Origin of the sequence: Brevibacterium limosum (genome assembly GCF_011617705.1) — a bacterium.
Taxonomy (GTDB): domain Bacteria; phylum Actinomycetota; class Actinomycetes; order Actinomycetales; family Brevibacteriaceae; genus Brevibacterium; species Brevibacterium limosum.
On the sequence record NZ_CP050154.1, the window covers coordinates 2,202,766 to 2,226,042 of the forward strand.

Sequence of the window (23,277 nt, forward strand, 5' to 3'; positions counted from 1 at the left end):
CGGTGCTCACGCCACGATGCGGGCCCTGCCGGTCGGTCCTCGTCTGGTCATCGACTTCGCGTCGTCCCAGGCCGCGGCCAATCGCGGCCCCACCTGCGCCAATTCGGTCTCCGGCACCGTATAGGGCAGCCGGATCCACCGATCGAGTCCGCCGGCCGGTGCGAAGTTCGGCCCGGCGACGAGGCGGAGACCGTGCTTCCTGGCGGCGATCGAGAGCACCCCGGAGCGCGACTCCGGCAGTTCGGCCCACAGCGCCATACCGCCCGAGGGGACAATGAGCTTCCACTCGGGCAGCCAGTCCCTGATCTGGGCAGCCAGGAGGTCGCGGGCCGCTCTGAGACGGGTCCGGCAATCGGCGACGATGGTGTCGTGGTCGCCCATCAGCTCCGCGGCCACCAGCTGTTCGAGCACCGGGGCGCCGAGATCGAGGCCGAGGCGTGAGGCGGCGACGTGATCGACACGGCGCCGGGGAATGCGCATCCAACCGATCCGCACGCCGCCCCAGAAGATCTTGCTCACGCTGCCCACCGTCACCGAATCGGGGATGAGAGCCGCCATCGGAGTGAGCGGTGTCGCTTCGTCCAGTCCGAGCTCGACGAGGGATTCGTCGATGACGGGCACGACGCCGTGGCCCCGCAGGACCCGCGCCAGGTCCGGTCGCTGCGATTCGGGAAGCAGGGAACCGGTCGGATTGTGGTAGTCGGGGATGAGGTAGGCGCTGCGTGGGTGCGTCTGACGGATCAGCTGCTCCATCGCGTCGATGTCCCAGTGATGGCCCTCAGCCCCGAATTCGAGCGGATAGCTGACCAAAGCGGCTCCGGCGCCCTCCAAGGTGGCGATCGCGTTCGGGTAAGTGGGGCTTTCGATGAGGACGCGCTTCGACGATCCTGCCCGGCCGTTCGCCTCATGCGGTTCGACGTCGAGAAGAGCCCGGACAGCGATGGCCGTTCCTCCGAGGGAGCCCGAGGTGATGAGGATCTGGGCGGGGTCCGTCGGCGCGCCCCTGCGTGAGTAGCGGTCGGCGATGAGCTCACGCAGGACCGGAAGACCCGAAGGATAGTATCCGGTCCCTGGGAGATAGGCGCCGAGCTTCGACAGTGCCCGCTCATAGGCGCCGAGGATGTCCGGGGCGGCAACCGGCGCGGTGCAGGTGAGGTCGATCTCCGTCTCATCCGCGCCCGCGGGAGAGAGCAGATGATCGATGCGACCCCCGGGGACGCTGGGCAGCTGTACGACACTGCCGGAACCGCGACGAGTGAGGATGTACTCCTGGTCTCGCAGCAGTGCGTAGGCGCGCCCCGTCGTCGTCCGCGACAGCCCGGTGGCGACGGCGAGTTCGCGTTCGCTCGGCATCCTCGCCCCGACCGGGATGCGCCCGTCGGTGATCGCTGCAGCCACTGCCGCGGCCAGCGTTTCGAAGGCCGGCGACTTCCACGGACCATCGCCGATGATGCCCGCTACGCGCTTCGCGCCCACGACCGGCGCGCTCACGGTTCGAACCTCATGAGACCACTTTCCCGCAAGTGGCTATTTCTTACAAGACCAATTTCGGCCATGATGGAGATGCCACCTTGACCGCACCAGAGAAAGCCACCGGATGACAACGATGAGAGCACCGAAACGTCAGCTGGCCAACGTCGGTCCCATCGCACAGCTGCGCGGAGGACGGCTGTGGCGACGCATCCCTCAGCTCATCGTCGGCCTCTACCTGTTCGGTGCTTCGATGGCGATGATGGTCAACGCCGGTCTGGGCATGATGCCCTGGGATGTGCTCAATGCCGGCGTCCTGCGACATGTGCCGGTGACCTTCGGCACCGTCGTCACTGTGCTCTCGTTCGTCGTGCTGCTCATCTGGATCCCCTTGCGGCAGCAGCCGGGCATCGGCACGGTCCTCAACGCCCTGCTCATCGGGCCGTTTCTCGATCTCACCCGCCTGTTCCTGCCCGCGCCCGAACACCTCGGCTGGCAGATCGTGCTCATGGTCGGCGGCATCGTCCTCAACGGGCTCGCCTCGGCGATGTACATCGGCTCCCAATTCGGTCCCGGTCCCCGCGACGGGCTGATGACCGGGATCGCCCGCGTCACCGGATGGTCGATCCGGCTCGTGCGCACCCTCATCGAAGTCACCGTCGTCGGGATCGGGTGGCCGCTGGGCGGAGTCGTCGGCGTCGGCACCGTTCTCTACGCGCTGGGGATCGGCCCGATCACCCAGGCGCTCCTTCCCACGTTCACCGTCGAGCTCCGCCCACGCTCGAAGCCGTCGACGACCGACGAACCCGCCGACGACTGAGCTGCAGGTCGCCGACCGTCAATCCATGGTGTCGAGGATGTCGACGAGATCCTCGAACGTGGTGAGCGGATTGACGATCGCGAACCGTGCATTCGGCCGCCCCGCGTGCGAACTGGGCACAACGAACGCACGCTGATCCTCCAACAGCCGATCCGACCACGCGTCATAGTCCGACCGTTCCCACCCATCGCGTTCGAACACGACGACCGAGAGTTCGGGTTCGCGCACGAGCCGCAGATGCTGCCGTCGCCTGATCTCGGTGGCGATCCGGCGAGCCAGATCGATCGAATGGCCGATCGCCTCCCGGTACGTTTCGGCTCCGTAGCTGGCCAGCGAATACCACAGCGGCAGGCCGCGAGGGCGTCTGGTCAGCTGGATGGCGAAGTCCGAGGGGCTCCAGTCCTGCGCGTCGGTGAGCGTATCGAGATATTCGGCCTTCTGCGTGTGCGCTCGGCGTCCCAGATTCGGATCGCGGTAGATCAGTGCGCAGGCGTCGAAGGGAGCGAAGAGCCATTTGTGGGGGTCGACGATGAGCGAATCGGCCCGGTCGACTCCGGTGAACTTGTGTCGTGCCTGCGGTGAGAGCATCGCGGCCAGGCCGTAAGCGCCGTCGATGTGGAGCCAGAAGTCGCGTTCGTCCTTGAGCGCTGCGATGCCGGCGATGTCGTCGATGGTGCCGAAGTTCGTCGTTCCCGAGGTGGCCACCACCGCGATCACGGCATCCCCGTGGTCGTTCAGTGCCTCCCGTACCCCGTCAGGGCGCAGGATTCCGTCCTCCCCTGTGGCCACGGGCGCGATGTCGACGTCCATGACCTCAGCCGCCGAGGCGACCGATGAGTGGGCTTCGGCGCTGCACACGATCACCCACCGTCCCGGTCGAGTCTCGCCGAGCTTCTCCTTCTGTGCGTTTCGGGCGGCGACGAGGGCGGAGAGGTTGCCGATCGTGCCTCCTTGGACGAACACTCCCCCGGAGCCCGCCGGCAGCCCGAATTCTCCAGCCAGCCAACGCAGGACTTCGTTCTCGGCATGGACGACTCCGGCGCCTTCGAGCCAGGAGCCGCCGTAGAGCGCGCTGGCGAAGACGACGAGGTCGAAGGCGACAGCGGCCTTCGTCGGGGCACTGGGGATGAAGGACAGGTACTTCGGATGATCGGTGGAGATGCAGGCGGGGGCGAAGATGTGTTCGAAGATCGCCAGCGCCCGCGCTGATCCCAGCCCTTCCTCGGTGACGGTGGGTCCGGCCAGTCTGCGCAGCTCGGCTTCGGACGTCGGATGGTCGAGCGGGGTGTCCTCGGCCAAGGTGCGACGACGAGAGTATTCGAGCACGAGATTCACGAGGTTTCGAGTCTCATCGGAGACGACGTGCATGCGGGAATGAAGGGTGTCGGTCATGGGGGCTCCTCGGAAGCTGACGATGGCGATGGGGATCACCCACCGATAACGAGACTATCGGCATCGGCGCCTCCTGTGAGGAAAACCGCGACCTATCGCAAGTTCTGATCCTCAGTCATATCTACTTGCGATCATCGTCTGCGCTCGGGTACATTCGCCGTATGAGCGACCACCACCCTCCCGGGTCGACATCGATCCGGGCCAAGGAAGCCATCTCCGGGTCTGGACTCTCCCAGCGGCGCGTCGCCGAAGCGATCGGCATCGATGAGACGAAGCTGTCCAAAGCCCTCTCCGGTCGCCGCCGGTTCACCGCCGATGAGCTCCTCGGTCTGGCCACGGCTACGGGAGTGACGGTGCGGTGGCTGCTCGGGGACGAGTCGCAGGTGTCCGCGCTTCCGCCGAACTCTGCGACCGTCGCCGGCAGCGACGAGGAAGCGACACCGAAGCGCAGCATCGCCGAGGCTGCTTGGACGCTCTTCGGTCGGCACGGCTTCGACGCGGTGCGCATCGCCGATATCGCGGCGGCCTCCGGTGTCTCCGCGCCGAGCATCCACTACTACTTCGCGAACAAGTCCGAGCTCTTCGATGCCGCTCTCGACTATTCGGTCAAGCTCGCCTTCGACAGGCAGATCGCGTGGCTCGACGACATCGCCGATCCCGCGCAGAGGCTCGAACGCCTGCTCGAGCTGCAGTCGCCGTTGGGGCGCACGGAACGCGGCGAATGGTCGATCTGGCTGCAGACCTGGGCGCGACTGGCCCTGGAGGACTCGGCATTGTCGAACTATCCGCTCAGCTACGAACGCTGGTCCCGCACCGTCCAGGCCACGATCGAGGATGGTCAGCGGACGGGCTGTTTCCGCACCGGTGATCCGCGTGCGATGGCCGATGAGCTCACCTCTCTGCTCGACGGACTCGGCATCAAAGTGCTCACGGGAGTGATGGACACCGACACGTTCGCACTCCGACTGCGCTCCTATCTCGACCGCGCCGTCACGCACCCGTCCGCAGCAGCGGCCGTATCGACCACCACTGAACCCACAACCCGAACAGACAAGTCCACCGATCGATCCAAGGAGTCATCATGAACCGCAGAGTCATCCTCACCTGTGCCGTCACGGGAGCCGGGGACACCACCGGAAAGAGCGAACACGTGCCCGTCACCCCCGCAGAGATCGCCGACGACGCGATCGCGGCGGCCCGCGCCGGTGCCTCCGTCGTCCACATCCACGTGCGTGACCTCGAGACCCGACAGGGTTCACGGGACGTCGCCTACTATCGGGAGGTCGTCCGCCGCATCCGCACTGCGGACGTCGACCCGGTCATCAACCTCACAGCCGGCATGGGCGGCGACCTCGTCATCGACCCACAGGACCCGCTGACCACGATGCCCGGCACCGATCTCATCAACGCCCTCGACCGCCTCCCCCACGTCGAGGAGCTGCTGCCCGAGATCTGCACGATCGACTGCGGCAGCCTCAACTTCGGTGAGGGATCGAACCTCTACGTCTCGACACCGGACATGCTCCGCGAAGGATCGAAACGGATCCAGACTCTGGGTGTACGTCCCGAAATGGAGATCTTCGACACCGGCAATCTGTGGTTCGCCAACGTCCTCGTCGAAGAGGGCCTCATCGACGCACCACCGCTGTACCAGCTGTGCATGGGCATCCCCTATGGCGCTCCGGCCGATCCCGGCCTGCTGGCTGCGATGGTGAATCTGCTGCCCAAGGGCGCTCAGTTCACGTCCTTCGCCATCGGCGCCAACCAGCTGCCGTGGGTCGCCCAATCCGTGCTCGCCGGCGGTCACGCACGCGTCGGACTCGAGGACAACCTCTACCTGTCGAAGGGGGTCAAGGCCACGAACGCCGATCTGACCGCACGCGCCGTCGACATCATCACCAATCTCGGCTCGTCCGTGGCCACCCCGGATGAGGCGCGTGAGATCCTCGACCTGCGGGTGCAGACCCCGACCATCACCGGAGGCGATCTGTGAACGCTTCCACTCCCGCCTACCCCGACTTCGATGCCATCGACACCATCACCTGCGTCGGCGCCGGAACGATCGGCGGCGGCTGGGCCGCATACTTCCTCGCCCAGGGGTACCGGGTGAAGATCTGGGATCCGGCCCCGGACGCCGGCGACAAGTTCGCCCGCCTCCTCGATGCGGCGTGGCCGGCACTGGCTGAACTCGATATGGTCGACGGAGCCGACCGCACCGCCTGGTCCCTTCACACCGACCTCGCCGAGGCGGTCACCGGCAGCGGATTCGTCCAGGAGTCCGCTCCCGAAGATCTCGCCCTCAAGCGCGGCCTCCTCGCGCAGATCGACGGGGCGTGTCCGCCGAATATCGTCATCAGCTCATCGACCTCGGGCTACAGCATGACGGAGATGGCCACCGAGGCGACCCACCCCGAACGTCTCGTCGTCGGCCATCCGTTCAACCCGCCCTACCTCATCCCCCTGGTCGAGGTCGTCGGGGGTCAGTCCACCTCGGCTGCCGCCGTCGACTGGGCCGCGGACTTCTTCACCCATATCGGCAAGTCCGTGATCCGGATGGACCGTGAGGTCCCCGGTTTCATCGCCAACCGTCTGCAGGAGGCGCAGTGGCGGGAGGCCCTGCACATGGTCGAGCAGGGTGAGGCCACCGTCGAGCAGATCGACCGCTCGATCACCGACGGCCCCGGTCTGCGCTGGCCGTTCCAAGGTCCGATGCTGACGTTCCACCTCGCCGGCGGCGAGGGTGGAATGGCGCATATGCTCGACCATTTCGGGCCCTCGCTGAAGTCTCCGTGGACCCGGCTGACCGCCCCGGAACTCAGCCGGCAGCTGCGCGATGATGTCGTGGCCGGCTGTGACATAGAAGCCGGTGAACGCTCCATCGCCGACCTCGTGGCCCATCGTGATGCCGGAATCATCGCCCTGCGTCGGCTCAACGGGCAGTTGGCCGCCACCGCTGCTGCATCCGACAGTGCTGACCGGGCGACGGACGACGGTGCTCCGGAATGGTCCGACGACCCGGATGCGCCTGCGGCTGCGGTCGAGTCCTCCTCGCTTCTCGACGCCTGCACCAGCGAGGTCGTGCCCGAATGGATCGATTACAACGGGCACATGTCCGAGGCGTTCTACGTCCTCGTCTTCGGATTCGCGACCGATCAGGTGATGGATCAGCTCGGCCTCGATGCCGCTTACCGGGAGTCGACGAAGGCGTCCCTGTACACCGTCGAATCCCATATCCGCTACCTCGACGAGGCGGCCCTCGGCGACCGTCTCACCGTCGTCCCGCATCTCGTGAGCGCCGGTGAGAAGAAGCTGCACCTGGCCTATGAGATGTACGTCGGCGACCGGCTCGTGTCGACCGAGGAGATCATTGCTCTCCACGTCGACCAGGCCGAGGACCGTGTCGTGGCCTTCCCCGCAGCTGTGACCGAGCAGATCACGCAGATCGAGACAAGCCGCCCGGACTGGGTCGGTCGTTCGATCGGCTGACCGACCCGCCCTCTGCTGCGGGCCGGTCGGAGACGCATCCGCCGGTCCGCGGCCGCCGGACGTTCGGCGACTCATCAGGAATCGAGAAGTCAGAGACGATTGCGGGGCGCTACCCTGATAGTCAGCGCTGCAACCGAACTCGCCGGGCACACCGCCCGGCACCGATCCTTCGAGGAGACGCTATGTCCACGCACGAAGCCACGGCCACAGACATCACCTTCACCGCTGTCACCGAGGTGCTGGGCGACCGCCCCATTCTGCGCCTGCCGCAGGAGGCCAGCGATCGGCTGCCCTCCCGCGGACAGGTCGCGATCACCGGCACCCTCGACGGTGCCGAGTTCAGCACCGTCATCGAACCCGATGGTCGACGCGGTCATTGGATCAGCCTCGATGAGGACCAGTGGGAAAGCCTCGGTGCAAGAGAAGATGCCACGGTCGAAGTCGACCTGACCCCGACGAAGAACTGGCCGGAGGTGACGGTCCCCTCGGATCTCCGCACGGCTCTCGATGCTGCCGACGATCTCGACGAGGTGTGGACCGGCCTGACGCCGATGGCCCGGTGGGAATGGGTGCGCTGGATCAAGTCGACGAAGAATGCCGATACCCGTGCGCGCCGAGTGGAAGTGGCGATCTCGAAGCTCGAATCAGGCAAACGACGTCCCTGCTGCTTCGACCTGTCTTCATGCACGGATCCCGAACTGTCGAAGAGCGGCAAGCTCCTCGGACTGACCTGACCGCAGCTCAGCCTGACCGGAGCTCAGCCTGACCGGAGCTCAGCCTGACCGGAGCTCAGCCCGACCGGAGCTCAGCCCGACCGAAGCCCAGCCCTCGCCGGTGAGCCGGAATCCGTCATTCCGGTTGCGGGGCGCGCAACACCGCACGTGCAGGGTGCACCGTGAGCGTGAGTCCGGCACCGAGCACAGAGACGACTGCGGCTGCCGCGAAGAGCAGCCAGAACCCGCCGACCAGCGCAACGAGCCCGGCGCCCAGGAGCGGACCGACCAGCTGTCCGAGGTTCGCTGAGCTGTTGACGAGGCTGAGATCGCGGGCGTGATCATCAGGGTCGAGCAGCAGATCGGTGGCCAGAGCAAGACTGACCGCCATATACGCCCCGTACCCGGCACCCATGACTCCGGCGGCCACAGCAGTGGTGGTGAAGTTCGGGCTGATGAGGATGATGACCCCGGAACACGCTTGGACGAGCGCAGACACGACCGTCCAGAGTCGCCGATTGCCGCGTCTGTCCGTGACCAGACCGACGAGGATCGAGGCGGCCACGACGAAGACCGTGTAGATGACGATGAGGATGAGCAGACTGTTCTCGGCCTCGACGGCGGGGATCATGATTCCATAGAGCAGGAAGAACAGCAGCAGCGAAGTGCCGAAGGCGTTGCCGACGTTGACGATGAATCGGCTGATGAGCAGCCGAGTGAAGCTCGGGTCGACGAGCGAGGACATCCGTGGCCGGATGAGCTCCCGACGGGCGTGGAAGTCGAGCACGGCTGCGTGCGGCAGCGGCGGATCTGGCAGCAGGATCGCAGTGACCGTGCCGACGACGAGGATGAAGCCGGCCAGCACAGTGTAGGACGCACCCGTGCTCAGGCCCAGCAGCACGATGGCGGCGACACCGACGACGACTCCGACCGCTTGAGCGGAGCTGGCCGCTGCCGAAGCAGCACCACGCTGGTCATCGAGCTGGTCGGCGATGAGCGCGGTCAGTGCCGCCGATGCCACAGACACGCCGACCGAGGTGACCACCCAGGCAGCGCCGACCAGCAGCGGTCCCTCAGCACTGCCGGTGAGCACGAGCCCGAGCGCGGCGAGCACCGATCCCCCGATCGCCCAGGGACGCCTCCTGCCGTAACGGGACCGGGTGCGGTCGGAGAACCGTCCGGCCAGAGGCGCTGCGATGATTCCGGCCAGGCCTCCGGTCGAGAGCACGAGCCCGGACCAGACGACGCCGTCGATCCAGTGCCCGCTCTGGGTGTCGAGCTGAAGGGGCAGGAGGAGTTGGATCGGTGTCAGCTGCACCGTCCAGATCGCCAACCAGGCGAGCGTGAACCACACCATCCACCCAGGTGAGACTCGTGAGCGAGAAGCGGAGCCGCCTCGGTGAGGTGGAGGGCCGAACGCGCTCATGACCGGGCCGCGGCGATGAGATCCCGGTACCAGCGGTAGGAGACCTTCGGAGTCCGCGACCCCGTGTGCATGTCGACGTGGACGAGGCCGAAGCGCTGGCTCCACCCGTCTGCCCATTCGAAGTTGTCCAGCAGCGACCACACGGTATAGCCGTCGATGCGCACGCCGGCCGACTTCGCGTCGAACACCGCGCCGAGGTGATCGTTGAGGTAGTCGATGCGGTCGGAATCGTCGATCTCGGTTGTCGTGGTCTCCGGTTCGGGGAACGAGGCCCCGTTCTCGGTGATGACGATCGGCGGCACTGCGGACCCCATAGCGTCGGGCCATGTCAATGAGGAAGTCGCGCATCGTGTCCGGTCGGATCGGCCACATGGGGCCGAATCCTGTGACGGGTGCTCCGGGCGTGGGCACCATCTCGAACGGCACGGGCCCTGCAGAGGATCGGACCGTGGGCAGCGCTTCGAAGAGCAGACTCCGGCCCGGAGCCAGCTCCCCCAACGCGTAGCCCTGCAGTGAGGTCGAAGCCGGTTCATTGATCGTGTACCAGTGCCGGACACGATCGCCGAGGCGGTCGGCCACCACCTCTGCGTAGTCACCGAAGCGGTGCGCGGTGTCGCGATTGAGCCAACCGCCGACGGCTTCGAGGGCGACCGGCAGATCCCAGTGATAGAGCGTCGGCTCAGGGGTGACGCCTGCGGCGAGGAGACCGTCGACGCGGTGGTAGCTGTCGGGTCCGGGTTCGGCTGTGCTGCCGTCGATCACGTTGCGCGGGGTGTCGACGAAGTCGTCCCAGATGCTGCGTCCGCCCTCGATCTGGAAGGCGGACGTCGCCGCGGAGAAGTGGAGACTCCGCGCAGTCTCGGCCTTGAACGGCTCCGCCCCATCCATAGTGAGAATATGTCACGGAAAGTGAACCGCCGCAAGGTTCCCACCAGGGGGGATGATACGTCAGTCGGTGTCAACGGCAATCGCGGCCGAGGCCCACACGAGGGGGATCTGCACCGGCAACCTCGCCATGGCGATGGCCCGGCCCCTCGGATCGTCCCAGTACTTGACCACTGTGTAGATGTTGGCAGGGAAGACGCCGACCATGAGCGCGGCGGTTGCGGCGCCGCCGAGGCGACGTGTGCCCCTGTTGGCCAACAGTCCCGCGCAACCGAATTCAGCGATGCCGCTGGCGTAGGTCCAGAACCGCGGGCTGCCCAACCGAGGCGGGACGATGGAGTCGAAGAGGACGGGCCGGGAGAAGTGGGCAACGCCGGCGAGACCCAGGAGGCCGGTCATGATCGCCGTCTTCGTCTTCATTGCGAGTCCGTCCTGACTGTCCTCGCCTCGGCTCATCCCCTGCCGGCGAGTCTGGTTCCGATTGCCTGAGGACCTCATCGCCGCACTCGGCATCGCCCGAGGTGACGGGGAGATGTGTGGAGCTTAGGGGAATCGAACCCCTGACCTTTTCATTGCGAACGAAACGCTCTACCAACTGAGCTAAAGCCCCTTGCCGGCACCAGCTTACGCCTTGATCGGCGCCGGGATCAAAACCGCCGCTGGTCCTCCTTGCACCGTCTCCACCTGCACTGCGAGTCCCTGGTGAGGGGTGACGGCGACAGGTACAGTCGGGAGCAGATCCGCTCAACGAAAGGATGTGTCATGGCAGAGGAATTCGGAACCGTTGTCATCGGTGCCGGCATCGGCGGAGGCACTGTCGTCGAAGCGCTGCGCGACGTCGGCTATGCCGGTTCGGTCGCACTCGTGGGAGCCGACCCCGCCGCGCCGTACTACCGGCCCGACCTGTCGAAGAAGGTCATGCTCGAGCAATCCGATCCCACCGAGTCCGCCCTGCGCGGTGAAGACTGGTACGCGGCACACGATGTCACTGTGCTCTTCGGCACCGCGGTCACAGCCATCGACCCGGCGGCACGGTCGGTGACGCTCGACGACGGGCGGCAGCTGAACTACGGCCAGGCGATCCTCGCCACCGGTTCGACTCCCCGCACACTCGATGTGCCAGGTGCTCAGCTGGGCAACATCCACACTCTCCGCCACGCCGGTGACGCCGTGGCGATCCGGTCGCAGTTCGGTGACGGCAAGAAGGTCGCCGTCATCGGCGGCGGCTGGATCGGCCTCGAGGTGGCTGCTGCGGCGAAGTCCCACGGCTGCGATGTCACAGTCATCCTCCACACAGACGCTCCACCGCTGGCCTCCGTGCTCGGTGATGAGCTCGGCGAATACTTCGAGGAGCTGCATCGGACGAACGGCGTGGAGTTCCTCAACCAGGCAGAGACGGCATCCTTCACCGGGGCCGACGCGGTCGAATCTGTCGAGACCAGCGCGGGCAGCGTTCCTGCCGATCTCGTCGTCGTCGGAATCGGTGCCGATCCCGCCGTCGATCTGGCCTCCTCGGCGGGGCTGTCCACTGACAACGGCGTGGTCGTCGACGAGCACATGCGCACCTCGGACGGCAGCATCCTGGCCATCGGCGACATCGCGAACGCGCACAACGTCCTCCGCGACGAGCGTCTGCGCGTCGAACATTGGGACAACGCGGTGCGCCAGGCCGAGGTCGCCGCCTCGACGATCACCGAGGGAACCAGGTCCTACGACTGGCAGCCGTACTTCTACACCGACCAGTTCGACCTCGGCATGGAATACGTCGGTCGTGGCGGGCCCGAGGACGAGGTCGTCATCCGCGGCGAGAAGTCCAGCGGCGAATTCATCGTGTTCTGGCGCCGCGACGGCAAGGTCGCCGCGGCCATGAACGTCAATGTCTGGGACTATGGCGACGAGCTCCGTGCCCTCATCGGCAAAGAGGTCTCCGCCGATCGTCTCACCGACGAACAGGTGCCTGTCGGAGAGCTCTGAGTCGGCTCTGGCATCCTGGTAGGCATGGATTCGCTCTTCGCCGACGAGGCCTTCGATCGCCGTCCGAGAATCATCGCGCCCGGTGCGGTCTGGGTGCCGAGTCACCTGTCCGCGGAGGCCCAGCAGTGGATCATCGCCCGCTACGCCGATTGGCAGTCCGGGCCGGTTCCGCCGCATGCCACGACGATCGCGGGCCATCCGATGAGTGTGACGACGATCGGTCTCGGCTGGCATTGGCAGCCCGGTCGCTACGACCGCCGTGCCGTCGACGTCAACGACAAGGTGGTGCTGCCCTTCCCCGATTGGATGACCCGTCTGGGTCGTCAGGTGCTGCAGGCCGCCGTCACGGTCGTGGAAGACTCACCGGATTTCGCCTCGGGCACCGCCGCCACATGGGGTTTCGACCCTGCCGGCTACCACCCGGATGTGGCGCTGGTGAACTATTACGATGAGCACGCGAAGATGGGAATGCACCAGGACAAGGACGAATTCGATCCCGCACCCGTCGTCTCCCTGTCATTGGGCGATACGTGTCTCTTCCGGTTCGGGAACACTGAGACTCGCAACCGTCCCTTCGAGGACCTCCGTCTGGCCTCGGGCGATGCATTCGTCTTCGGCGGACCCGCGCGCTTCGCCTATCACGGGGTCAGGTCGATCCGACCCGGAACGGCACCTGATCACGGTCGACTCGACCACCTCGGCGGGGGCAGGATCAACATCACCATGCGCACAACCGGTCGGGACTGATCTGAGCGACCACACGGAAGTGACTGCCGACACCGCACTGCGGCAAGGACTGACGGCAGGAACTGTCTGTGGTGGTCGACCTGCGCACCCAGAGGACGGCCCGGGTCAGGATCCGTCCGCGTCGGGATCGACGTCGACGACGCCCTCCGGCGGTGCTGCCAACCGATTCGGGGAGGTCTTGCGGAACACCGGCTGCCCGGACAGCACTGTCGACCTGGCCAGGGTGTTGCTCGCGACCGAGGACACGATGATCAGGCACAGGACGGCGATGACGGCCATGATCAGTGAGACCCAGGAGAACCCGGACGAATACAGGTCGAAGATGAAGGCCGCGATGACGATGAACGGCATGCCCAGCCCGGTGGCCGGGGAGAACACGTTGATCCTGGACAGTGCGTCGCGGACGCGGAACATCGCCAGGGCGGAGCCCAGCAGCAGCAGGGATCCGGTGATTCCGAAGATTCCGACGAGTGTCGTGGCGAGTGCGTCGTTCATCAGCGGTGCCCCCTCGTGAGGATGCGGGACAGCGCGATCGTGGCGAGGATCCCCACCATGGAGGACAGGAAGATCACGTCGAGGACGATCGATGAGGATACGGCGATTCCGAGCATCGTGACGATCGCGATGGCCGAGAAGTAGATGAGGTCGGAGACCACGGCGCGTGAACCCTGGTCGCGGGCGGTGAGCACGCGGACGAGGCCGATGATGATGGCTGCGGCGAGGATGAACGCGCAGATGCTTGCGATGACGATCATGGGCGGCCTCCCTGCGAATCGGCGTGTGGTCCGGGTGCTCGTCCGCGGGTCATGGTGAGCAGACGGGACTCCATGTCGATGAGCCCGTCGAGGGCGGATTCCTCCGACTCCTCGAACAGAGCGTGGACGAAGATCACCGGCGGGGTCGTCGACGTGCCGGCGGCGATCGCAGCGACCAGGGTGCCGGGGGTGATGGTGATCGAGGATGCGAAGAGGGTGACTTCGAGGTCGGTCGCGCAGCGCATCGGCAGTTCGACTATCTTCGGCTGCGCGTAGTCGGCGCGGAAGAGCCGGGAGACGATCGTCGCCGAACCCGTGATGACCGCCCACAGGATGAATCCGACGTAGGAGATGCCGTGGATGAGACGCATCAAGGTGTCATCACCGCCTGGATGTAGTCGCTGTGGTCGAGCAGCCCCTCGGCTGCCCTGTGCGTGAGGTCGAGCAGAGGCTCCGGCCAGCAGAAGAGCGCGACGGAGAGACCGATCATGATCGTGGCGGGCACCAGCAGACGGGCGGGGATGCGCACGCTGCGCATGATCGGCTCGGCCGGGGCACGACCGGTCTCCGCGGAGTCCGGCCGATAGGTCTGCATCGGCGGTCCCCAGAAGGTGTTGCGCCAGGTGCGCTGGAGGGCCAGCAGGCTGATCAGGGCGCCTGCGACGATGGCTGCCACGAGAACCCATCCGAAGCCGCCTCCGGTGTCCGTGGAAGCTCTGATGAGCCCCACCTTGCCCCACAGCCCGGAGGTCGGAGGCAGGCCGACGAGGGAGAAGAGTCCGAGGACCATGAGGACGGTCGCCCACCGTTCGCGTGAGGCCAGGCCGGAGAGTCTGCGGAAGGAACCGGTGCCGTAGGTCTGCTCGACGGCGCCCATGATCAGCAGCAGACCGGACATCGTGATCATGTGGTGGATCATATAGAAGGCGCCGGCGCCGAGTGCGGCCGAGGTCAGCAGGGTGACGCCGATGAGGATATGCCCGACTCCGGCGGTCATCTGGAATCCGAGGACATTGCGCACTCGCACCTGCCCGAATCCGGAGATCGCACCGATGAGGATGCTCGCCACCGCGACGAGGAGCAGGACGGTCGCCCACGGAGCGGGTTCACCGTAGACGGTGGTGTAGATGCGGTAGATCGCGTAGAGCCCGACCTTCGAATGCAGACCCGAGAACAGCGACATCATACCCGCCGAGGTGTTCGGATAGCTGCGCACGAGCCAACCGTGGAAGGGAGCGCCGCCGGCCTTGATGAACAGCGAGAGCAGCACCACGCCCAGAGCGATAGCTGCCTGACCGGTCGGACGGCCCTGATCGGCGAGGACGGCGAGGTTGACGGTGCCGGTGGCGCCGTAGACGAATCCGACGCCGATGAGCAGCATCGTCGAGGTCAGCAGATTGACCATCACGTAGAGGCGTCCGACGCCGAGCCTGCGCCAGGTGCCGGTGACGGCGATGAGCGCATAGGCGGGCAGCATCATCACTTCGACGAAGACGAAGAAGTTGAACAGATCACCGGTCAGCACGGCACCGTAGACACCGGTGAGCATCATCAGGATGAGCGCCGGAACGAACCGGTACTGGTCCTCGCCGGTGGAGATGAGGAACAGGCCGCTGACCAACGCCACGAGCGAGGTGAGCACGAGCATGAGCGCGGTGAACGTGTCCGAGACGAACACGATCGCCAGACCCGGAACATAGTCGCCGACCGAATGGGCGATCACCGGGGTCGTGCCGTGGACGCCGAGGAGGCCGACGCCGCTGCCGCCGACGAATACGGGAACCGCCAACAGCAGCAGCCGGTCGAAGGTGCGTGAGGTGATGAGCACGCTTGATGCGGAAGCCAGCAGCGGGACGCCGATGAGCAGGAGGAGCAGGGCCGAGTTCATGAGTCGCGCTCCTCTCCTGTCTCGGGATGTCGTTTCTGGTCGTCGTCATGGCCGAGCACGGCCAGGGCGAGCATGAAGATCGTCACCGCCAAGGTGATGACGATGGCGGTGAGGACGAAGGCCTGGGGCAGCGGGTCGGCTGCCTCGGCGAGGTCTCCGCGTCCGGCCAGTGGTTCGCCTCTCCACGCGCCGACTCCGGCCGAGAGGAGGATGAAGTTCGCGGCATGGGAGATGAGGGTGAGTCCGAAGACTCCCCGCACCATGGACCGCTGCATCATGAGGTAGACCCCGCCGGCGGTGAGGACGCCGATCGTCAGTGCCAGGATCATGCTTCCCCCTCGTCTCCGTCGGCCGGTGGATCCCCGTAGAGGATGTGCGTCGAGTTCGCCCGCACCTTCGCCTCCTCGGCCGCTTGCGCACTGAGGCGGCGGCTGCGTTCCGGGCGTTCGCCGCGGATGGCTTCCATCGGGCCGCTCAGCTCTCCGTAGAGCAGCTCATCGGCACGTTCGCGGGTGCGCTCGACGTCGCGGCGGATGATGCCGTTGGTGAGCACATCGTCACCTGCCGGCGTCGCCGCAGAATCGGAGACCCCGAGAAGGTTGAACGAGAGCAGCATGAGGCCGAGCACCGCCAGATAGACGCCGAGGTCGAAGAGCATCGAGGTCGTCCAGTGCTGACCGGCGAATTCGGTGTGCATGGGTTTGAGGAACGAACCGGCGAACAGGAGTCCGATGATGCCTGTGACCACCGCCGTGGCGACTCCGGACCCGATGAGGTACAGAGGCGCCCGCGGCGGGCCGATCGCCCGATCCTTCGGTGTGGACAGGTAGGCCAGTCCGATGACGGCGGACCCGACGAGAGCGGCGATGAATCCGCCCCCGGGAGAGTTGTGTCCGCGCCAGAAGATCAGCAGGGAGCTAAGCGCCAGCAGCGGGCCGAGGACCTTGAGCGTCAGCTGCAGCGGGATGACGTTCGGCCACGCCTCGTGGACGGCACGGTAGGCGGTGGTCCCCTTGGGGCGGATCGACACCCATGGCGGACGCGGCGGTTCCGGGATGTTCTCGGCCGGAGGGTCGATGAACTTGTCCTTGACCGTCGACATCACCGCGACGATCGCGATTCCGGCCATGCCGAGGACCGTGAGCTCTCCGAGGGTATCGAGGGCACGGAACTCGACGAGGATGGTGTTGACGATGTTCTTCCCGCCGCTGATCTCCGGGGCGTTGTCGAGGTAGTACTGGCCGAGGTCGGAGCGTTCCCGACGACCGTTGAGCGCCAGCGTCAGCCCGGCCATGCTCGCACCGACGACGATCGCCAGGAGCAGACGCGGGGTCTGCTTGCGCTTCTGGTACCGCCAGAACGAACGGGGCAGCTTCTGGAGCACGAGCATGATGACGATGATCGTCATCGCTTCGACGAGCAGCTGGGTCAGGGTGACGTCGGGGGCTCCGAGAGCCAGGATCTGCACGGTGGCGAGGATGCCGATGGCCGAGAGCGCCACGACCGTGGTCAGACGCGAATGCGAGGTGCACAGGACGAGCACCGCCACGGTGACGAGGACGAGCAGGATGACGTCCACGGGACGGCTGAGGTTCTCCTGCAGCGGAGGCAGATCGTCGAAGACGACGGGAATCGCACCGAATGCGATCAGGCTCAGGCCGCCCAGGGACAGTGCGAGGTAGGGGCCGGAGTTCATCGGGCGGGCGAAGGCGGAGAGTCCATGTCCCAGGCGTTTGAGGCCCGTCGTCAGCGAGTCGATGACGTCGGAGCCGTCGAAGGGCAGCGTGGCCTTGTGGAACAAGACGAAGACGCGTGAACGGCGGAGGATGATGAACACGCCGACGGCGATGATGAGACCCGAGGCGAGCAGCTCGATGTTGAATCCGTGCCACAGCGCCAGGTGCACGTGTTCGGTGGCCTTCGGCACTGCTGCCCGCACCACGCGGTCGAGCGGAGTGTCGAAGAGGAAGAGGACGAAGCTCAGCGGGATCGAGGCCAGGATCGGCATGGCCGCGGCGATGAGCATGACAGGGGAACCGCGGTGGATGCGACGCGGTTCGGGTTCGCGGCCGTCGATGAAGCTGCCCCAGACGGTCTTCGCGCAGTAGGCGAAGGTGAGCACGGAGGCGCCGACGGCGACGAGCAGAGCCACCCATCCGGCCCAGGGGCCGCCCGGGGCCTCCCTGAGCGCGGTGAACAGCGATTCCTTGGAGACGAATCCCAGCAGCGGCGGAATCCCGGCCATGGACCCGCAGCCGATGATCATCACCGTGAATGCCGCTGGTGCGGTGCGCAGGAGTTTCGGGATCCGTGCCAGGTCGCGCGTGCCGGCGAGGTGGTCGACGACTCCGACCATCATGAACAGACCGGATTTGAACAGTGCGTGAGCGATCACGTGGAGAGTGGCGGCGGCGATCGCTGCCTCGGTGCCGACGCCGATCACGGCGGTGATGAGCCCCAGCTGGGACACCGTCGAATACGCCATGAGCTTCTTCACGTCATGCTGATTGAGCGCGAACCAGCCGCCGAGGCAGGCGGTGAGCAGGCCGGCGGTGAGGAGCAGGACGTTCCATGCCGGTGTGGAGTGGAAGGTCGGTGAGAACCGCAGCATGAGGAAGATGCCGGCTTTGACCACTGCGGCGGCGTGCAGATACGCGGAGACCGGGGTGGCGGCGGCCATCGCGTCCGGCAGCCACGGGTGGAAGGGGAACTGAGCGGACTTCGTCATGGCGGCGATGCCGACGAGCAGCGCCACGAGTGTCGTGATCTCCGGCTGGCCGGACCACACCGGGGAGCCGATCGCGTCGGCGAGGTTCGTCGTCCCTGTCACCGCGATGATCACTCCGGTGGCCACGAGCAGGCTGAGGCCGCCGATGAAGGTGAAGAACATCGTCCGCAGGGCCGGTGCCTGCCCGGGAGAACCGGAGCGGGCGATGAGGAAGAACGACGCCAGGGACGTCAGCTCCCAGCACACGAACAGCACGAGCACGTCGTTGGTGAGCACGAGAGCGACCATGGAGAAGGTGAAGATCACCATCAGCCAGTAGAAGCTCGTGTTCCGTCCAGGGCTGAGGTAGCGGGTGGAGTAGACGAACACGACCGCCCCGATGACCAGGGCGATGTAGGTGAACACGACGCCGATGCCGTCTGCCCGCAGGGCCAGGTCAACACCGAAACGGGGAATCCACGGGTAGGTCACCTCCGGATTCCGCCCGGCCATCACCTCGGCGGCGGTAGGGGTGAACAGCGCTGCCACACCCAGGTAGGCGATGGCGAGCGGCCAGCCGCTCTCCCGACCCGCGAAACGGGTGAGGACTGGGGTGAGAACGACGAGTGCGGCAAGAGCGATCAGCGTTAGGATCATGAGCGGGCCTCAACGGCCGCGGGCACAGGTGATGATTCCTTCACTCACTGATCCTTCATCGCGAAGCGCGCATACTGACAGACACAGACTTTCGAAGATTCAGACTATCGACTCGGAGTTCCATGAGCAAAAGCACAGAGAGCCGTCACTCCTCCCCGAGGCTGTCGGTCTTCTTCGACGCGCGCTTCACTCGCACGACCCACCACGACGGGATCTCCCGGTACGGTTCGTGTCTGCTCTCGGCCCTGCTCACAGCCGTCGAGGGCACGGAGATCGACGTCACCGTGATCATCAGCGATCGGGCCCAGCTGGCGCTTCTGCCCGAATGTTCGTGGGTCGAGCTGGGCGACCCCACCTCCCCCACGGAGGTGGCTATCGCCGGGAAGCTCAATGCCCTGGGCGCCGATGTCGTGTTCTCCACGATGCAGACGATGGGCTCGTTCGGTCGCCGCTATGGGCTCATCCTGACCATCCACGACCTCATCTACTACTCCCACCCCAAACCGCCCGGCGACCTGCCGCTGCCGGTCCGACTGCTGTGGCGGGCGTATCACCTCAGCTACGGTCCGCAGCGGCTGCTGCTCAACCGGGCCGACGCCGTGGCGGCTGTGTCCGAGACGACGAAGGACCTCATCGCCGCCCACCATCTGACGAATCGTCCGGTGCAGGTGGTGTCCAATGCCGCCGAGGTGGCCGCCACCGCAACGCGGACCGTGAACCGTCACAATGCGAAGACGCTCATCTATATGGGCGCCTTCCTGCCGTACAAGAACGTCGAGTCTCTCATTCGCGCCCTGGAACATCTGCCGGGATGGACTCTGCACATCGCCAGTCGCATCGAGGGCCGGCGGGAAGCCCAGCTGCGCGCCCTCATCCCCGACCGCGCGAGGGTCGTCTTCCATCGGGGAGTCAGCGATGAGGAGTATGCGCGTCTGCTCGACGAGTCGACAGCCCTGGTCACAGCCTCACGTGAGGAAGGTTTCGGCCTGCCCGTGATCGAGGCGATGGCTCAGGGCGTGCCCGTGGCCGTATCGGATATCCCGATCTTCAGGGAGATCGCCGCCGAGGCGGCCGAATACTTCGATCCGGAGGATCCGCCGTCGATCGCGCAGGCGATCACCCGGCTCACGGATGAACAGAGATGGGCGGAGCAGTCCGCAGCCGGTCAGGAGCAGTCACAGGTCTTCGATTGGGCGGCCTCGGCCGCCTCGCTCGTCGAACTCATCCGGTCCGTCGCCGCGAACCGGAGGACAGAGGACTGAGTCAGCGGGAGGACGCACCCCAGCTGCGCAGCACCCAGTTGGTGCCGGTGAAGACGAATTCTCCGTGCCCGCAGTTTCCGAGCACACCGAGGCGGCCCGTCCCGTTCATCTCGACGAGGATCTCGGCGGCTCCGCGCAACACCGCACCGTGGGCGACGATGGCGATCGTCTCGGCATCGGCGGACCGGACGATCTCGATGATGGCGTCAGCGGCTCGACGGCCCGATCGGGAACGGGATTCTCCGCCGGGCGGTGCGACATCTGCACCGGAGGCCCATTCGGCCAGTTCATCCGGCCAGGTCTCGGCCACCTCGGCGCGGGTGGAGCCTTCCCACTCACCGAAGGCGGCTTCGCGCAGCCGTTCGTCGCGAACGGGCTCGACATCGACGAACGCCGCCAGGCTGTCGGCCGTCGCAGCGGCTCGGGAAAGGTCGGAGGACACGATCAGCCCGGGTCCGAACTCAGCGAGCAGGCGGGCGGCCTGTTTCGCCTGGGCTCGTCCTGTGTCGTTGAGGGGGACGTCGGTCTGTCCCTGGAAGCGACCGGCGACGTTGAAATCCGTCTGTCCGTGACGCCAGAACAGAACGGTCTTCGTCATTCGTCGATGCCGGGCTCGGGCAGCTGCAGGTCGATGACGGGAACGTCCTTCCACAGCCGCTCGAGAGCATAGTATTCGCGCTGTTCGGCCGAGAAGACGTGGACGACGATCTCGCCGAAGTCGAGGAGCACCCAGTCACCTCCGCGGCCTTCGCGGCGCAGCGGAGTCCGGTCATGCACGAGCTGCACCTCTTGCTCGACGGCGTCGATGATCGCGCCGATCTGGCGTTCGTTGTCGGCGGAGACGATGAGGAACGCGTCGGTGATGTAGAGCGTGGAGCTCACATCGAGACCGATGATGTCTGTTCCGAGCTTCTCGTCCGCGGCTTTGGCGGCGGTTCGAAGCAGCTGGGTGGATTCGGCGATCTCGCTCACAAGATCCTTTCGCATGGATGCGGCTGTGGAGGTGGTGGGAACCGGGTGGTGATCAGAGGAACATGACGAGGGCGACGACGATGAGCGCGAGGGCGAAGAATGCGGCGACGCCGAGAACGATATAAGGCATCTTCGAAGGCTCTTCGCCCATGAGGATCTGTCCGTCGTGCCCGGTCACCGAGCTGGCCCGGATTCGTGAGCCGGGAGGGTTCACGGTCTCTTCCTCTTCGTAATCGGAGTTCGGCAGGGACCATGCTTCGGGCACTGCGTCCATCGGTCGGGTCTCCGGGTTCGCGGCCAAGGCACGTGCCGCGTCATCGGATCCGGCGTCTCCGGTCGATTCGTCCGTCTGGTCGGTTGTCCCGCCGGGCTGTGAGTCCTCGGCACGACCAGTCTGCGGCGTCTGCTCGGTGCGATCGTCCCCCGCGCGGGTCTCGTCGACCTCGGGGATCTGCGCCGAGGCGGCGGTGACGACACGGACTCCGGAGGTCGAGGGCGGCTGCACGATCGGCATCCGACGGGATCGAGAGGAGGGCGCGGGCTCGTCCGCGGCCTCCGCATCAGGCTGCGCCTCCGCCTTGTTCGCCGGAACGGGTTCGTCCGCGGCGACGGTCTCGGCGGCGGTTGCGTCCGTGGCTGGTTCGGCCTGTCCGTCCCCGGCGGATTCGTCGGCCGAGTCGGTCCTGTCGGCTGTCTCGGTCAGATGGTCCTTCTCGGTCTCGGTGCCGAGTGCCGAAGCGTCATCGTCGAGGGCCGAATACGGCATGGACAGCGCATCGTAGGGTTCGTTCTCCACGGTCGTGGGGCGCGGAGCGGACGAGTCGGTGACAGGTGCTTCGAAGTCGCGGGCGGCGACCTCGTCGGAGTCTCCCCCGAAGCCTGCCGTGTCATAGGATTCGTGTTCGGTCTCGGCGGCCTTCGCTTCCGGTGTCGTCGGAGCGCTCGACTCATCCTGGGAGCTCGATTCATCCGGAGCCTCTGCTGCGGACTCCGAACCGGCGGAGTTCTGGTCCGCGGTGGACTCCGCATCCGAAATTTCGGGGACCGGGCCGGTCAGACGCCCCTCGGCCGCGGCCTCTCGTTCGGCCAGCTCCTTCTCATCCGCGACGACCGGCATCGCACCGGTGGACAGATCACCGTACAGCGAGAGTCCGTGTTCACGCAGGTACCGCTTCTTCTCCGCACGTGTCTGGAAGTGCGGCAGCGGAGTGCGTGTCGGGTCGAGGCGATCCTCGGCGTGGACCGGGGGCCGCGACTCCTGCGGGTGATCGGATGCCAATGCGCCGCGTTCATGGCTGGTCTTCGGCGAGGGATCGGGGTCGATGCGTGAGGCGGTGTCAGCGGTCGTTTCGGCCGCTGGTTTCGCACCGGGCTTCTTCGGCGGCAGCGGGCTGAGGAGTCCGGCGCGAGAGTTCGGCGCCTCCTTCGGCTGCTCAGGAACCTCTCGTGCTTCGAACGCCTGTTCCGCCGCCAGCCTCTCGGCTTCGCGCCGTGCTCGACGTGACGTGAACTGCTCCTCAGCCATTCTCACTCCTGTACAACTCGTATTTCGCGATGTACTGCACCACGCCGTCCGGCACGAGGTACCAGACGGGTGCACCATCCATCACCCGTTGCCTGCAATCCGTGGACGATATCGCCAGTGCAGGGATCTGCACGAGACTCAGCCGATCGACCGGCAGCCCCTCGCCATGGAGTTCGTGCCCGGGCCGACTGACTCCGACGAAGTGGGCCAGGGAAAACAGCTCATCCACATTCTTCCACGTCAAGATCTGAGCCAAAGCGTCCGCGCCGGTGATGAAGAACAACTCGGTGTCGGACCCGTAGCTGCGGGCGAGGTCGCGCAGCGTGTCGATCGTGTAGGTCGGTCCCGGTCGGTCGACATCGGCACGGGATACGGTGAACCGCGGATTCGATGCCGTGGCGATGACGGTCATCAGGTACCGGTGCTCGGCGCTGCTGACCTCTTCGACGTCCTTCTGATACGGCCGTCCGGTGGGGACGAAGACCACCTCGTCGAGGTCGAAGGTCGCCTGGACCTCACTTGCCGCGACGAGGTGGCCGTTGTGGACGGGGTCGAAGGTGCCGCCCATGACACCGACTCTGCGTCTGTGCTCTGCCAT

23 protein-coding genes, 1 tRNA gene and 1 pseudogene are annotated in these 23,277 nt (G+C 66.1%); 8 read left to right on the top strand and 17 right to left on the bottom strand.

The genetic code is table 11. The features are described 5' to 3' along the window. Positions 1–6 precede the first annotated feature (6 nt). Positions 7–1,491, bottom strand: a complete 1,485-nt coding sequence (yczR, locus tag GUY37_RS09875; RefSeq protein ID WP_228278131.1) for a MocR-like transcription factor YczR — start codon at positions 1,489–1,491, stop codon at positions 7–9. Positions 1,492–1,606: 115 nt separating this feature from the next. Here yczR and yczE point away from each other — a divergent pair, with 115 nt between their 5' ends. Continuing rightward, positions 1,607–2,290, top strand: coding sequence for a membrane protein YczE (yczE, locus tag GUY37_RS09880; protein ID WP_323127495.1), 684 nt, complete (start codon positions 1,607–1,609; stop codon positions 2,288–2,290). An 18-nt stretch (positions 2,291–2,308) separates the two neighbouring features. Here the strand turns inward: yczE and GUY37_RS09885 are convergent, their stop codons facing one another. Further along, entirely contained in the window at positions 2,309–3,682 is a 1,374-nt protein-coding gene (locus GUY37_RS09885; RefSeq protein WP_166825074.1) for a pyridoxal phosphate-dependent decarboxylase family protein, read from the bottom strand. 161 nt (positions 3,683–3,843) lie between these two features. Between GUY37_RS09885 and GUY37_RS09890 the strand changes: the two genes are divergently transcribed. From GUY37_RS09890 to GUY37_RS09905, 4 genes are all read left to right on the top strand, one after another. Then, positions 3,844–4,767, top strand: coding sequence for a TetR family transcriptional regulator C-terminal domain-containing protein (locus GUY37_RS09890; protein ID WP_166825077.1), 924 nt, complete (start codon positions 3,844–3,846; stop codon positions 4,765–4,767). Continuing rightward, positions 4,764–5,675, top strand: a complete 912-nt coding sequence (locus GUY37_RS09895) for a BKACE family enzyme (protein WP_166825080.1) — start codon at positions 4,764–4,766, stop codon at positions 5,673–5,675. Before GUY37_RS09890 ends, GUY37_RS09895 begins: the two co-directional genes overlap by 4 nt. Beyond that, on the top strand, positions 5,672–7,168 hold the full coding sequence (locus GUY37_RS09900) for a 3-hydroxyacyl-CoA dehydrogenase NAD-binding domain-containing protein (protein ID WP_166825083.1): 1,497 nt from the start codon (positions 5,672–5,674) through the stop codon (positions 7,166–7,168). The genes GUY37_RS09895 and GUY37_RS09900 overlap by 4 nt, the downstream gene beginning before the upstream one ends. 182 nt (positions 7,169–7,350) lie before the next feature. Beyond that, positions 7,351–7,902: a YdeI/OmpD-associated family protein gene (locus tag GUY37_RS09905; protein WP_166825085.1), complete on the top strand. Its 552-nt coding sequence runs from the start codon at positions 7,351–7,353 to the stop codon at positions 7,900–7,902. 115 nt (positions 7,903–8,017) lie between these two features. Here the strand turns inward: GUY37_RS09905 and GUY37_RS09910 are convergent, their stop codons facing one another. The 5 genes and pseudogenes from GUY37_RS09910 to GUY37_RS09925 all read right to left on the bottom strand — a co-directional run bounded on the left by GUY37_RS09910 (position 8,018) and on the right by GUY37_RS09925 (position 10,802). Further along, positions 8,018–9,238: an MFS transporter gene (locus GUY37_RS09910; protein WP_166825088.1), complete on the bottom strand. Its 1,221-nt coding sequence runs from the start codon at positions 9,236–9,238 to the stop codon at positions 8,018–8,020. 65 nt (positions 9,239–9,303) lie between these two features. Next, positions 9,304–9,639, bottom strand: a complete 336-nt coding sequence (locus GUY37_RS19185) for a family 1 glycosylhydrolase (RefSeq protein WP_228278468.1) — start codon at positions 9,637–9,639, stop codon at positions 9,304–9,306. Positions 9,640–9,838: 199 nt separating this feature from the next. Then, a pseudogene (locus tag GUY37_RS19190) lies at positions 9,839–10,195 on the bottom strand (family 1 glycosylhydrolase); the annotation flags it as partial. 60 nt (positions 10,196–10,255) lie between these two features. Next, a complete protein-coding gene (locus GUY37_RS09920) occupies positions 10,256–10,612 on the bottom strand; it encodes a DoxX family protein (RefSeq protein ID WP_166825090.1) in 357 nt (118 codons plus the stop codon). 117 nt (positions 10,613–10,729) lie between these two features. Continuing rightward, positions 10,730–10,802 (bottom strand) — tRNA-Ala (locus GUY37_RS09925). 152 nt (positions 10,803–10,954) lie between these two features. Between GUY37_RS09925 and GUY37_RS09930 the strand changes: the two genes are divergently transcribed. Both GUY37_RS09930 and GUY37_RS09935 read left to right on the top strand, forming a co-directional pair. Next, positions 10,955–12,166: an NAD(P)/FAD-dependent oxidoreductase gene (locus GUY37_RS09930; RefSeq protein ID WP_166825093.1), complete on the top strand. Its 1,212-nt coding sequence runs from the start codon at positions 10,955–10,957 to the stop codon at positions 12,164–12,166. Positions 12,167–12,190: 24 nt separating this feature from the next. Beyond that, entirely contained in the window at positions 12,191–12,913 is a 723-nt protein-coding gene (locus tag GUY37_RS09935; protein WP_166825095.1) for an alpha-ketoglutarate-dependent dioxygenase AlkB family protein, read from the top strand. A gap of 105 nt (positions 12,914–13,018) precedes the next feature. Here GUY37_RS09935 and GUY37_RS09940 read toward each other — a convergent pair whose 3' ends face one another. Genes GUY37_RS09940 through GUY37_RS09965 form a run of 6 tightly spaced genes read right to left on the bottom strand, consistent with a single transcriptional unit; the run spans position 13,019 to position 18,920 of the window. Beyond that, positions 13,019–13,408, bottom strand: a complete 390-nt coding sequence (locus GUY37_RS09940; protein WP_166825097.1) for a cation:proton antiporter — start codon at positions 13,406–13,408, stop codon at positions 13,019–13,021. Then, positions 13,408–13,668: a monovalent cation/H+ antiporter complex subunit F gene (locus GUY37_RS09945; protein ID WP_152346643.1), complete on the bottom strand. Its 261-nt coding sequence runs from the start codon at positions 13,666–13,668 to the stop codon at positions 13,408–13,410. The genes GUY37_RS09940 and GUY37_RS09945 overlap by 1 nt, the downstream gene beginning before the upstream one ends. Beyond that, the gene (locus tag GUY37_RS09950; RefSeq protein ID WP_166825099.1) at positions 13,665–14,039 is read right to left on the bottom strand and encodes a Na+/H+ antiporter subunit E; all 375 of its coding nucleotides are present in this window, start codon (positions 14,037–14,039) and stop codon (positions 13,665–13,667) included. The genes GUY37_RS09945 and GUY37_RS09950 overlap by 4 nt, the downstream gene beginning before the upstream one ends. After that, positions 14,039–15,556, bottom strand: coding sequence for a monovalent cation/H+ antiporter subunit D family protein (locus tag GUY37_RS09955; RefSeq protein WP_166825102.1), 1,518 nt, complete (start codon positions 15,554–15,556; stop codon positions 14,039–14,041). Before GUY37_RS09955 ends, GUY37_RS09950 begins: the two co-directional genes overlap by 1 nt. Then, positions 15,553–15,885 carry a sodium:proton antiporter gene (locus tag GUY37_RS09960; RefSeq protein ID WP_135809141.1) on the bottom strand — a complete coding sequence of 111 codons (333 nt, stop codon included), beginning with the start codon at positions 15,883–15,885 and terminating at the stop codon, positions 15,553–15,555. The genes GUY37_RS09955 and GUY37_RS09960 overlap by 4 nt, the downstream gene beginning before the upstream one ends. Continuing rightward, positions 15,882–18,920, bottom strand: coding sequence for a DUF4040 family protein (locus GUY37_RS09965; RefSeq protein WP_166825104.1), 3,039 nt, complete (start codon positions 18,918–18,920; stop codon positions 15,882–15,884). Before GUY37_RS09965 ends, GUY37_RS09960 begins: the two co-directional genes overlap by 4 nt. 122 nt (positions 18,921–19,042) lie before the next feature. On the opposite strand from GUY37_RS09965, the gene GUY37_RS09970 reads away from it, so the two are divergent. Continuing rightward, complete coding sequence (locus GUY37_RS09970) at positions 19,043–20,182, top strand: glycosyltransferase family 4 protein (protein WP_208094668.1); 1,140 nt, start codon at positions 19,043–19,045, stop codon at positions 20,180–20,182. A gap of 1 nt (position 20,183) precedes the next feature. Here GUY37_RS09970 and GUY37_RS09975 read toward each other — a convergent pair whose 3' ends face one another. Genes GUY37_RS09975 through nadD form a run of 4 tightly spaced genes read right to left on the bottom strand, consistent with a single transcriptional unit; the run spans position 20,184 to position 23,277 of the window. Next, a complete protein-coding gene (locus GUY37_RS09975) occupies positions 20,184–20,780 on the bottom strand; it encodes a histidine phosphatase family protein (RefSeq protein ID WP_166825107.1) in 597 nt (198 codons plus the stop codon). Beyond that, positions 20,777–21,154 carry a ribosome silencing factor gene (gene rsfS, locus GUY37_RS09980; RefSeq protein ID WP_228278132.1) on the bottom strand — a complete coding sequence of 126 codons (378 nt, stop codon included), beginning with the start codon at positions 21,152–21,154 and terminating at the stop codon, positions 20,777–20,779. The genes GUY37_RS09975 and rsfS overlap by 4 nt, the downstream gene beginning before the upstream one ends. 52 nt (positions 21,155–21,206) lie before the next feature. After that, on the bottom strand, positions 21,207–22,679 hold the full coding sequence (locus GUY37_RS09985) for a hypothetical protein (protein ID WP_166825113.1): 1,473 nt from the start codon (positions 22,677–22,679) through the stop codon (positions 21,207–21,209). Then, entirely contained in the window at positions 22,672–23,277 is a 606-nt protein-coding gene (nadD, locus tag GUY37_RS09990) for a nicotinate-nucleotide adenylyltransferase (RefSeq protein WP_166825115.1), read from the bottom strand. Before nadD ends, GUY37_RS09985 begins: the two co-directional genes overlap by 8 nt.

Excerpts from the sequence above, each read along its gene's own strand:
- GUY37_RS09970 (WP_208094668.1), top strand. The coding sequence starts at position 19,043 with ATGAGCAAAAGCACAGAGAGCCGTCACTCCTCCCCGAGGCTGTCGGTC.
- nadD (WP_166825115.1), bottom strand. The coding sequence starts at position 23,277 with ATGGCAGAGCACAGACGCAGAGTCGGTGTCATGGGCGGCACCTTCGAC.
- GUY37_RS09910 (WP_166825088.1), bottom strand. The coding sequence starts at position 9,238 with ATGGTGTGGTTCACGCTCGCCTGGTTGGCGATCTGGACGGTGCAGCTG.
- GUY37_RS09950 (WP_166825099.1), bottom strand. The coding sequence starts at position 14,039 with ATGCGTCTCATCCACGGCATCTCCTACGTCGGATTCATCCTGTGGGCG.
- GUY37_RS09965 (WP_166825104.1), bottom strand. The coding sequence starts at position 18,920 with ATGATCCTAACGCTGATCGCTCTTGCCGCACTCGTCGTTCTCACCCCA.
- GUY37_RS09945 (WP_152346643.1), bottom strand. The coding sequence starts at position 13,668 with ATGATCGTCATCGCAAGCATCTGCGCGTTCATCCTCGCCGCAGCCATC.
- GUY37_RS09885 (WP_166825074.1), bottom strand. The coding sequence starts at position 3,682 with ATGACCGACACCCTTCATTCCCGCATGCACGTCGTCTCCGATGAGACT.
- GUY37_RS09890 (WP_166825077.1), top strand. The coding sequence starts at position 3,844 with ATGAGCGACCACCACCCTCCCGGGTCGACATCGATCCGGGCCAAGGAA.
- GUY37_RS09920 (WP_166825090.1), bottom strand. The coding sequence starts at position 10,612 with ATGAAGACGAAGACGGCGATCATGACCGGCCTCCTGGGTCTCGCCGGC.
- GUY37_RS09930 (WP_166825093.1), top strand. The coding sequence starts at position 10,955 with ATGGCAGAGGAATTCGGAACCGTTGTCATCGGTGCCGGCATCGGCGGA.
- GUY37_RS09895 (WP_166825080.1), top strand. The coding sequence starts at position 4,764 with ATGAACCGCAGAGTCATCCTCACCTGTGCCGTCACGGGAGCCGGGGAC.
- GUY37_RS09905 (WP_166825085.1), top strand. The coding sequence starts at position 7,351 with ATGTCCACGCACGAAGCCACGGCCACAGACATCACCTTCACCGCTGTC.
- GUY37_RS09935 (WP_166825095.1), top strand. The coding sequence starts at position 12,191 with ATGGATTCGCTCTTCGCCGACGAGGCCTTCGATCGCCGTCCGAGAATC.
- yczE (WP_323127495.1), top strand. The coding sequence starts at position 1,607 with ATGAGAGCACCGAAACGTCAGCTGGCCAACGTCGGTCCCATCGCACAG.
- GUY37_RS09975 (WP_166825107.1), bottom strand. The coding sequence starts at position 20,780 with ATGACGAAGACCGTTCTGTTCTGGCGTCACGGACAGACGGATTTCAAC.
- GUY37_RS09940 (WP_166825097.1), bottom strand. The coding sequence starts at position 13,408 with ATGAACGACGCACTCGCCACGACACTCGTCGGAATCTTCGGAATCACC.
- GUY37_RS09955 (WP_166825102.1), bottom strand. The coding sequence starts at position 15,556 with ATGAACTCGGCCCTGCTCCTCCTGCTCATCGGCGTCCCGCTGCTGGCT.
- GUY37_RS09960 (WP_135809141.1), bottom strand. The coding sequence starts at position 15,885 with ATGATCCTGGCACTGACGATCGGCGTCCTCACCGCCGGCGGGGTCTAC.
- GUY37_RS09985 (WP_166825113.1), bottom strand. The coding sequence starts at position 22,679 with ATGGCTGAGGAGCAGTTCACGTCACGTCGAGCACGGCGCGAAGCCGAG.